An 11,298-nucleotide genomic window follows, 5' to 3' on the forward strand; every position below is an offset into this window, starting at 1 on the left:
CGAGGAACCAAGACACCATGGCATTCATGAGCAGGAACACCCCTCGCCCCGAGGACCAGCCGCTGCTACGGGAGTTGATCGACATCCCGGAGTCGGTGTCCACCTCTGACTTCGTGCTGAAACTGAACGAGGCGGTCACCCCCGAGGGGGCCGAGGCGACGCTGAAGGACTATGTCGTCACCGACCGGCTGCTCGGCAACTTCGATGAGGCCCTCGACCTGATCAAGTCGGCGCTCGACAGTCACTCGTCGAAGGCGGCCTATCTGCACGGCTCGTTTGGTTCCGGTAAGTCGCACTTCATGGCGGTGCTCTACGCGCTGCTGTCGCGAAACCAGGCCGCCCGGGCGCGCGGCGACCTCGACCCGGTGCGGGCCCGTCACTCCTGGCTGGACGCGGACGACCGCAAGTTCCTGCTGGTGCCGTACCACATGCTGGGCTCAAAGTCCTTGGAGCAGCGTGTGCTCGGCAAGTACGTGGAGCACGTACGGAAGTTGCACCCCGGCTGCCCGCTGCCGCAGGTCTACCGGACCGACGGGCTCTTCGAGGACTTCGCCGAGCAGCGCCGCCGTAACGGCGACGACCGGGTGATCGAGCAGCTCGCCGACGCCGGCGACGGCCAAGAGGACGAGTGGGGCGACTCTTTCGCCTGGACCACCGAACTGCTGGATCAGGCGGTGAACGCGCCGGAGGAGCATGAGAACACCAAGGACCTCGACCTGGAGAACCCCTCCGCGCCGCGGGAACTGCGGGCCCGTCTCGTGCAGGACCTCACCCAGACCCTTTTCCCGTCGTTCTCGCGCAACGCCTCCGAGGACGCCGACGGGTTCGTCTCCCTTGACAAGGGACTCGGCACCATAGCCGCGCACGCCAAGTCCCTCGGCTACGACGGGCTCATCCTGTTCATGGACGAGCTGATCCTGTGGCTCGCCTCCCGCATCCATGACCAGAAGTTCGTCTCACGGGAAGCCGACAAAATCACGAACTTTGTGGAGGGCGGCGACGAGCGGCGCGCCATCCCGGTGGTGTCGTTCATCGCCCGCCAGCGCGATCTCCGCGAACTGGTCGGCGAGGAGATGTCGGGGGCTGCCGAAGCCGCCGTGCAGGACAGTCTGAAGCTCAGCGGTGGGCGTTTCGACAAGGTCGTCCTGGAGGACCGCAACCTCCCACAGATCGCACAGGCCCGCCTGCTCAAGCCCGCATCCTCCGAGGCCGAGGCGAAGGTGGCGGCGGCGTTCGCGGAGGCGAAGAAGCTCGCCCCGGACGTCTGGGACACGCTGCTCGGCCACGACAAGTCCACCACCGGCGCGGACGAGGACGCCTTCCGGCGGACGTATCCGTTCCCACCGGCGTTCATGGACACCCTGGTGCACATCTCCGCCGCGTTGCAACGCTCCCGCACCGGCCTGAAGCTGATGAGTCAGCTGCTCGTCGACCACCGCGACGACTGGCGGCTCGGACAGCTCGTACCGCTCGGCGATCTGTACCCGGCAATCGCTGGAGGCGGCGACAAGGCGTTCAGTGGGGAGACCAATGTCCACTTCGAGGCCGCCGACAAGCTGTACCGGGACAAGCTCCGCCCGTACCTGCTGAAGACCAACCAGGTCACCGAGGACCAGGTCGAGGCGTACCGGCGCCGTCCCGATTCCCTCGGCGACCCGCAGCTCGGAGCCCGCTGCCGCGACTTCACCGGCGACAGCCGGCTGGTGCAGACGCTGCTGCTCTCCGCGCTCACGCCCAGCGTGCCCGCCCTCGCCGACCTCACCCTCGCGCGGCTGAACGCCCTCAACCACGGCTCCATCACCACCCGCATCAAGGGCACCGAGGTCGGCCGCCTTGAGCAGAAGGCCAAGGAGTGGGCGGCGACCTTCCCCGAAATCAAGGTCACCGGTACCGGGCCCGGCGCGGTGATCCGCCTGGAACTCACCGGTGTCGACCTGGACGCCGTCCTGGCCAACGCCCAGGTCCACAACAACCAGAACAACCGACGTGCCAAGATGCGCGGCCTGCTCAAGGACGCGCTCGGCGTCAGCGACGGGCCCGGCGGCTTCGACGCGTACGACGTGCTGAACCTGGTGTGGAAGGGCACAGAACGGCAGGTCGAGGTGGTCTTCGGCAGCGTCGCCGAGGTCGACTTGTTGCCCGAGGCGACGCTTCGGCCCAGCCAGGACGACGCTTGGCGGCTCGTCGTCGATTTCCCGTACGACGAGGGCGAGTTCGGGCCGATGGACGACCTGCAGCGGCTGCGCGCCCTGCGGGAGAAGCCGGGCGGTGACTCGCGCACCCTGGCTTGGCTGCCCACCCACCTGACCGATGCCTCCCTCAGCGACTTCGAGCGTCTCGTCGTCATCGACAAGGCCCTCGCCGACGAGACCCGCTTCGACTCCGACTTCGCGCGCAGCCTCAACGCCGACGACAAGGCGCGCGCCAAGGGCATGCTCCAGTCGCAACTCGCTATCCTCACCGAGCGCGTCAGCCAGGCGCTGCGGCAGGCTTATGGGCTCGCGCAGAAGCAGGAAGGGGTCGTCGATCTCAGCTTTGACACCCATCTGGTCGCCCAGCAGGACGTCCCCGAGCTGCGGCTTCCGCTCGGCGCACCCCTGGCTGCCGCTTCCCGCGACCTGGCCGGCAAGCTGCTCTCCCACCAGTACCCCGCACACCCCGACCTGGACCCCGACGGAACTGGCAAACCCGTCAAGCCTGCCGACATCAGGACCGTCTTCGAGTATGTGCGCAAGGCCGCCGAGGACCGCGACGGACAGGTCGAGGTCGATCGCAGGGACCGCGACACCATGGCGCGGATCGCGGGCGGCCTCGGGCTCGGCGCCATGCGGGAGGCGTACTACCGGCAGTCCACCTCATGGCCCGACCACTTCAACAACCAGGCCCGCCGGGACGGCATCGCCGAGCCAACCCTGGTCAAGCTCTCCGACTGGAGCGACCTTCCCGAACCACGCGGACTGCCCGAGCCGTTGCGCCGACTGCTCGCCGCCGCCTACGCGGAGATGACCGACCGGGTGTGGGTTCGCGGCGGTATGCCCGTCGAGCCCGCACCCGCACCGCACGAGTTGAAGCGGGACTACGCCCTGCGCGAGCAGCAACTGCCCGGCGCGAGCGACTGGGCGGAAGCGCGCAAGCGGTTCGAGACCGTGCTCGGAGACCGGGCGCCGCAACTGCGGCGCGGGCGGATCGTCAACCAGTTCGCCGGGCAGATCAAGCAGGCCGCCAGCGCACTCTCCCAAGACGCAGGGCGGCTCGTCGCGGAGCTGGAGAAGCACCGCGAATTCCTCCAGCTGAACGACGACTCTCCCCGGCTCGTCCTCGCCCGGCGGGCACAGGAGCTGGTCAAGGAGGTGACGGAAGCGGGCATCGAGGCCAAGACCGTCGTGGACCGGCTCGCCCGCTTCGACCTCGGTGACTTCACCGCACACCGGTACGGCATGTCGTTGAAGAGCGCCGGGAAGGTCGCCACCGCGCTGCAGAACACCAGCTGGGACCAGCTGGGCCTGGCCGACACCCTCGACGTGGACGGCGCCGGCGTCCTGGAGCGGGTGCGGGATGCCGCAGCCGGCGACCCGGGTGACTACCCCGACCTGCCCGGAGTGCTGAATGCCGGAGGCCGGGAGGTGCTGTCCCTGCTGAGGTCCCGGCAGACCACGGCCGAGCGTCCCCAGCCGCCCGCCACCCCGCCGCCGAGCTCCGACAGCGTGGACCTGAACGGCGGCTCCGCCCACCCGCAGGTCTTGCCGGAGCCGGTGGAGCAGCCGGGGCCTCGCACACCGTCGCGGTCGGTGGCCCGCTCCGGCGGCGGGCGGACCACCGCCGCGCGGGCCGCCGCCGAACTGCAGGCGGAGATCGCGGCGCTCGCGGCCGAGCACCCGAACGCCGCCGTCGAGGTCGTCTGGAAGGTCGTCGACTGATGTCCGACACGGTCACCGCAGCCCCCGCGACCGTCGGTCCCGCCCGGCTGACCGCAGGAACCGTCCGCCAGTACGTCGCCGCCCGCAGCCGGCTCGGCGACGGCGCGGTCCGCGTACTGCTGTTGCGGGCCGCACCCGCCTGGGATGGACCCGCCGTGCAGCGGACGGCGGGCGGACTGCAGGTACGGGTGGCCGTCGCGCCCTCAGTGCTCGCCGTGCACGAGCAGATCCTGAGCCATCTCGACGCGGCAACTCCGCCCGACCCCAAGGTCCTGGTCGTCCTCACCGACCGCGAGGACACCGACCTCGACCCTGGGCTGCTCGCCCGCGTCTACGGCGGAAGGATCCGGTGCGTCGACAACTGGGAGGTCGTGCAGGAGGCGTTCGATGCGCGCGGTCTCGACGGACGGCTGCGCGGCGAAACCTGGGCGGCCGAAGCGCTTCTCGACGCAGCGGCCACCCGCGGCTGGCCCTCTCTCGGCAAGGGATTGCTCTCCCACGACGAGGCCCTCACCCGGCTGGCCAGGCGCCGGCTCAGGCTCGGCCGCCACGACACGGACGCGCTGGGCGGGCCTGCCGCACACGACGATGGAGACCGCATCGACCCCGTCGCACTGTTCCGGTGGACCCTCACCCCCGGCGGCCCCGACCTCCTGCGCGACCTGCGCGGACCGGAACGCGCCGGCCTGGCCCGCTTCCTCGCCAGACCCGAACAGGGCGGCTCCACCGGCAAGATCGTGACCGCCCTGGTGGAAGCCGAGCACGGGGCGGACGCAGCCGCCTATGCGGTCGTCTGCGCCGCCCTGTGGGGGCACGCGGAGGCCGACCACGACCTGTACCGGGCACGCGGGCGCGCCGAGCGGTGGCTCGGCGACCAGCCGCCAGCCCAGGGCGACGACCTCGACAGACTCCTGGCCACCTTCGGACACAGCGGCGAGGCATACGTCCGCGGCCTCGTCGACCGGAGCGAGCACCGGCTCGCCGACCCGGTCCTGAGCAGGGCCGCGCAGCTCGTCGCCCAGTTCGGGGCACAGTCCGCCGCCGCTGCCAGCCCGCTGCTCGCGGCCGGACTTGACGCCCGCTTCACCGCCGCGGGCCGCGCGCTGGCTGACGGTACCGAGACGGTCACGGCAGCCGTCACCGCGCTGGCCGAGCACGCCCTGGCCACCGACGGCGCCACCCGGGCCCGTATCGAGCGGGTACGCATGGCGGCGCGGCTCGGGCGGTGGCTCGCCGGCCAGCCTGAAGCCGACATCGCCTCGGTGGCCGACGGTACTGCCCGTCAGATCCGCGAACTCGCCTGGGTGGACCGGGCCTTGGAATTCCTGGAAGCGGGCGGCGACGCGGACGACGTGCTGGCCGACGCGTACAGCCGGATCGGCGCGCAGGTGCGGGCCAAGCGCCGTGAGCTGGACCGCGCATTCTCCGATCGGCTCGCGGTGTGGACCGCGGACGCCACCACACCCGGCGTCATGCTCACCGTGGAAAGCTTCCTGGAACGGGTCGTCGCGCCCGTCGTGGCCTGCCCCGACCGCCGGGTCCTGCTCCTCCTCGTCGACGGGATGAGCGCGGCGATCGCATCCGAACTGGGTGAGGAACTGCACGGACACTGGTCCGAGTTCGATCCGCTGCCGGACGCGGCTGGAGCACCGGTCCGGCGCGCCATGGCCGCCGCCCTGCCCACCCTTACCGCCGTTTCGCGCACCTCCCTGTTCGCAGGCACCTTGATGAAGGGCGACCAGAGCGATGAGAAACGGCTCTTCCCCCAGCACCCCTGCTGGAACGGGGCCCCGGCGGCCCTCTTCCACAAGAACGACCTGCGCGGCCCCGACACCGGCTCGCCCTTCTCCACCGCTCTCTCCGAGGCTCTCGCCGACGAGCGCACCCATGTCGCGGTCGTCCTCAACACCGTTGACGACCGCCTCGACAAGGAGCAGAAGCTCAGCGACGGCACATGGCAGACCAAGGAGATCGGCGGCCTTGAACCACTGCTGCGGGTCGCCCGCGCGAACGACATGACCGTGCTCCTCACCTCCGACCACGGCCATGTGGTCGAGCGACGCGGCAACAAGCTCGATGTGTCCGGCGGCACCGTCGGCTCGTCCCGTCACCGCACCCCCGGCGGACCCGTCGCACCGGCCGAAATCGAACTGTCCGGACCACGGGTGGTCTGGCCGGAACCCGGATCACAGATCGTCGCGCTGCGGGACCACGACACCCGGTACACCACGCTGAAGGCCGGCTACCACGGCGGGGCGACCCTCGCCGAGTTCACCATCCCGCTGCTCGCCCTGCTGCCCTTCGGCGCTCAGCCGCCCACGGGTTGGCGGGAGTTGGGCGACCCGGCACCCTCATGGTGGGCGGTGGACGCCGAAGACGGTGCCGGGGCTAAGGCCGGAGCAGACGCCGACGCGACGCCCGAAACCATCCCAGCACGCCCGGGCCGCAAGCAGGCCAAGAAGGCCACCCCGCCCGTAACCGAGGGAGCCATCAGTCTCTTCGGCGAGGACGAGGTGGCGCCCCCTGCACCTCAGGAAGTCGCCAACCCTGCGGTGGAGCCTGGGGCCGTACCCGCCTCCGGTAGGCCGGAAGCCGCTGCCACCACGCTGGTGGAACGCCTCATGGCCACCGAGCTGTACCAGGCGCAGCTGGACCTGCTCGCCCGTAAGCCGCAGGGCAAGGCCGTCCCGAAGGCCCTGGCCGCGCTCGTCGAGGCCGGCACCCTGCCGATGACCGCCCTCGCCGAACGCGCCGGCCAGCCCGCCACCCGCGCCCCCGGCTTCGCCGCGACCCTGGCTCAGCTCCTCAACTACGACGGCGCCCAGATCCTGGAGATCCTTCCCGACAACCGCACCCTGCGCCTGCACCGGGCCCAGCTGATCGAGCAGTTCGGGCTGTGAACCGGAGCTCTGCGGCTGCGACGGGCGGGGCGGTTTGCCGGACCGCCCGGTCCGCGCGCTGGCCTCCCAGTCTCCCAATGGGTGTCCGGCCGGATGGGAGACTGTTCGGGTGAACGCGTTTGGATCTTCAGCATCCGGGACCGTCTCCTCGGTCGGTGTCGTGCGACGGCGCGCCGTGGTGGACGCGCTGCGGCGCGGCGCAGTCCCCGAGAGCGGCCTCGACCTGCTCGCCACCGGACTCGGCCGCTTCGAGCGGGCAGTTGACGAAGAACTGGACACCGTCGCCGCCGGCGGATCGGTGTTCAAGGCCGTGCGCGGTGAGTACGGCTCCGGAAAGACCTTCTTCACCCGCTGGCTCGGCGAGCGCGCCAAACGGCGCACCTTCGCCGTGGCCGAGGTGCAGGTGTCGGAGACCGAGACCCCACTACACAAGCTGGAGACTGTCTACCGGCGACTCACCGAACGTCTGGCCACTGCGAGTTTCCCTCCCAGTGCCCTGCGGCCAGTCGCCGACGCCTGGTTCTACGCACTGGAGGAGGACGCACTCGCGGACGGCGCGGGCGAGGGCGAGCTGCCGGAGGCCGTGGATCGACTGCTCACCGCCCGCCTTGCCGAGGTGTCTCGGCACGCCCCTGCTTTCGCCACCGCCCTGCGCGGATACAAGCAGTCCCTGGACACCGGAGACGAAGCGACCGCCGCTGCGGTGATGTCATGGCTCGGCGGCCAGCCGCACGTCGCCGCAGCCGCCCGACGCAGCGCAGGGGTCCGTGGCGACCTCGACCACTTCGGTGCCTTCGGCTTCCTTCAGGGCCTGCTCACCGTGCTCCGGGACGCCGGGCACGCCGGACTCGTCCTCGTCCTGGACGAAGTGGAGACCCTGCAACGGGTCCGCTCCGACGCCCGCGACAAGGCACTCAACGCGCTGCGGCAGCTCATCGACGAGGTCCACTCCGGCCGCTTCCCCGGTCTGTACCTCGTCATCACCGGCACGCCCGCCTTCTACGACGGACAGCAGGGCGTACAGCGACTCGCACCGCTCGCCCAGCGCCTCGCCACCGACTTCAGCACCGACCCTCGCTTCGACAATCCCCGGGCCGTCCAGATCCGGCTGCCCGGATTCACCGAGGAATCCCTCACCAGCCTCGGCGCCACCATCCGCGACCTGTACGCCGAAGGCTCCCAGTCCCCCGACCGGATCAAGCAGCTCGCCGATGACGCCTACCTCATCGACCTGGCACGGGCCGTGGGCGGGGCCCTCGGCGGAAAGGTCGGCGTAGCACCCCGGCTGTACCTGAAGAAGCTGATCGGAGACGTACTCGACCGGGTCGACCAGTTCCCCGACTTCGACCCGCGCACGCACTACAAGTTGACCGTGGGTAGCGGTGAACTCACAGCCACCGAAAGGAACTTCACCGCACCCTCGCGGGCCGCCTCAGCGGACGACCTCGACCTCAACCTCTGAAGACCCATTTCCCGAAATCCCGAACTCTGACGATCAATGCAGGAGTCGCAGACGTGCAGGCGCAGCCGCGGGGCACCGATCCGGTGGACCGCCTCGACCCGGTAGTCCTGCACCACATCGTCAACACGCTCGGGTGGCCCGATCTGCGCCCCCTGCAGAAAGCCGCCGTGCATCCGCTGATGGACGGCGAGGACGCGATCCTTCTCGCGCCGACGGCGGGCGGGAAGACGGAGGCCGCCACCTTCCCACTGTTGTCCGCAATGCGACAGAAGCGCTGGAACGGCACCTCCGTCCTCTACCTGGCCCCGCTCAAGGCGCTTCTGAACAACCTGGTGCACCGGGTCGACAGCTACGCCCAGTGGCTGGGACGCCGAGCCGTCCTCTGGCACGGCGACACCCCCGAGTCCGTACGCCGCCGCATCCGCACCGAGTCCCCCGACTTCCTGCTCACCACGCCCGAGTCCCTCGAAGCGATGCTCATCAGCGTCAAGACCGACCACATGCACATGCTGGGACGGGTGCGTGCCGTCGTCGTCGACGAGGTGCACGCCTTCGCCGGGGACGACCGCGGCTGGCACCTGCTCGCCGTGCTCGAACGCCTGGAGCGGCTGGCCGGCCACCGCATCCAGCGCATCGGGCTCTCCGCCACCGTCGGCAACCCCGACACCCTGCTTACCTGGCTCCAGGGTGCAAGCCCCGCCGACCGCCCCGGCCAGGTCGTCGCCCCCGGCCTCACCCTGCCCCCCACTACCGATGCCAGCAGCGCCACCGAACTCCCGCGGCCCGCAGGAGAAGTGGAGCTCGACTACGTCGGTTCGCTCGCCAATGCCGCCAAAGTGATCTCCGCCCTGCACTGGGGCGAAAAGCGGCTCGTCTTCTGCGACTCCCGCAAGCAGGTGGAAGAACTCGGTGCGGCCCTGCGCGCCCGCGACGTCACCGTGTTCCTCTCCCACGCCTCGCTCTCCACCGATGAACGCGCCCGATCCGAGCAAGCATTCGCCGAAGCCCGCGACTGCGTCATCGTCTCCACCTCCACTCTCGAACTCGGCATCGACGTGGGCGACCTCGACCGCGTCATCCAGATCGACTCACCCAGCACCGTGGCCTCCTTCCTGCAGCGCATCGGCCGGACCGGACGCCGCACCGGTGCCTCCCGCAACTGCCTGTTCCTCACCACTCGGTTCGACACCCTGCTCCAAGCCGCCGGCCTGCTCACCCTGTGGGCCCGCGGCTGGGTGGAACCCGTCACCCCGCCACCCTCACCCCGCCACCTCGTGGCACAGCAACTCCTCGCCCTCACCCTGCAGGAACACCGCATCGGCGACCGGCTGTGGCCCGAGCAGTGGAACGGCCTCACGCCCTTCGACCGGTCTGCCGCGCCCCTCCTGTCCCACTTGGTCGCCGGCGGCTTCCTCGACAGCGACGGTGGCATGCTGTTCATCGGCCCCGAAGCCGAGAAACGCTTCGGCCGTCGGCACTTCATGGAGCTGACCGCCTCCTTCACCGCGCCCCCGGAATTCACCGTGCTCGCTGGACGTACCGAGATCGGCACCACCGACCCCGCCGTCCTCACCGAGGAACGCCAGGGCCCGCGTCGCCTGCTCCTGGCCGGACGCAGCTGGCAGGTCACGTTCATCGACTGGGCCCGACGTCGCGCCTTCGTCGAACCCGTCGAGGACGGTGGCATCGCCAAATGGCAGGGGAGTGAAGCCCGCGGCCTGTCGTATGCCCTCACCCGCGCCATGCGCGACGTTCTCCTCGGCACCGACCCCGACGTCCGCCTCACTCGCCGTGCCATCGCGGCCCTCACCGAACTCCGTATGGACCGCGCACCCCACGAAGTGCACCCTGCGGGTGCACTGTTGATCCGCGACGCGGACGCCGCCCGCTGGTGGACCTGGGCCGGATACCGCGCCAACGCCACACTCGCCGCTTCCCTAGGCAACCTCGCCGACCCTGTGCAGCGCCCTACCGACACCCACGTCCGACTTCGTCAGGACCTCTCCCCCGCGGACTGGAATGCCGCCCGCGCCGAACTCCCTGACTCCCTCACCCTGCCCACCGTCGACCCGCGCGCCGTCCGTGGCCTGAAGTTCTCGGTGGCCCTCCCTCCCCGCATCGCCACTACCACCCTCGCCGAACGCCTCGCTGACCTCGACGGCGCCCTGGCAGCGGCCCGCGAGCCCGTGCGGATGGAAGGGAACGCCTGAACAACCAAACACGCCGCCCGTCGGCCCTCGGTGGCAACCCGAGGAATCCGCGGGCACAGTACGCGGTCCGCGAGTCCCTGGAGCAGACCGGCACCATCACCGAGATCACCGGCTTTCGCGGCTCCTACACCAACCCCAACCACATCGCCGCCTACACCGACGGAGGGATCCGCCAGCAGCACGAGAACACCTACATCGGCCGACGCGAGGCGGTCTGCGCGTCAAACGAGCGTCACGGGCGGACCGGACCTGCCTCCGAGGGGAGACGGCGGCGGAAACCGACGGTGTCAGGAGAAGGACGTAGCCGACCTTGGACCCGGCCGACGAAAAGAGGCGCCTCATCGAGGCGGCCAGCGTCGGCGCCTTGGGTCCACCACAGCTCCCCAGATGGTTGGTCCCGCCAACGCACCGCCGCGTAGTCCCTTCTCCCTCTGGGCTCAGCCGTCGATGTGCCCGCCGACAGATGCTGCGGCTGTCAGTACGTCCTCCCGTTGACGCTCCGGGGACGAGGTGGCCAGCCATCTTGGTCAGCCCAGGAAGCTCAGCCGCACCTGCCGGTTCGGGTTGTCGACGTTGGTGTCCGCCAACCTCCGTTAAGGCAACCCCACGGTAGCGGAGACCTCAACCGAACGGCTTCCGAGGTGCGACCCGGCTACAGAGGGCCCTACCGTCGGCGGGCGGCCAAGCTGAATCGGGCACCGCGCCCCGCCATGCCGCCGGCTCAAACCGTCGTGACGGATCGAGAGAGTCCAGCATTAGCCTGGGGAACCGGCATCGCATGTGCCAGCGATACGACACCGGAGCGGTGC

The 11,298-nt window shown here is 70.2% G+C and carries 4 protein-coding genes and 1 pseudogene; all 5 read left to right on the plus strand.

What is annotated here, in order from left to right; all coding sequences use genetic code 11:
• The first annotated feature begins 17 nt into the window (after positions 1-17).
• Entirely contained in the window at positions 18-3,917 is a 3,900-nt protein-coding gene (locus AB0G84_RS13115) for a phage resistance protein (protein ID WP_361319191.1), read from the plus strand.
• Positions 3,917-6,817 carry a BREX-2 system phosphatase PglZ gene (pglZ, locus tag AB0G84_RS13120; protein ID WP_361319193.1) on the plus strand — a complete coding sequence of 967 codons (2,901 nt, stop codon included), beginning with the start codon at positions 3,917-3,919 and terminating at the stop codon, positions 6,815-6,817. The genes AB0G84_RS13115 and pglZ overlap by 1 nt, the downstream gene beginning before the upstream one ends.
• A 160-nt stretch (positions 6,818-6,977) precedes the next feature.
• Positions 6,978-8,279, plus strand: coding sequence for a BREX system ATP-binding protein BrxD (gene brxD / locus AB0G84_RS13125; RefSeq protein ID WP_361319195.1), 1,302 nt, complete (start codon positions 6,978-6,980; stop codon positions 8,277-8,279).
• A 53-nt stretch (positions 8,280-8,332) separates the two neighbouring features.
• The gene (locus tag AB0G84_RS13130; RefSeq protein ID WP_361319197.1) at positions 8,333-10,489 is read left to right on the plus strand and encodes a DEAD/DEAH box helicase; all 2,157 of its coding nucleotides are present in this window, start codon (positions 8,333-8,335) and stop codon (positions 10,487-10,489) included.
• Between the two features lie 53 nt (positions 10,490-10,542).
• Positions 10,543-10,692: pseudogene (locus AB0G84_RS13135) on the plus strand (NUDIX hydrolase); the annotation flags it as partial.
• Between the last annotated feature and the right edge of the window lie 606 nt (positions 10,693-11,298).

This window comes from Streptomyces sp. NPDC020742 (assembly GCF_040641675.1).
GTDB lineage: Bacteria > Actinomycetota > Actinomycetes > Streptomycetales > Streptomycetaceae > Streptomyces.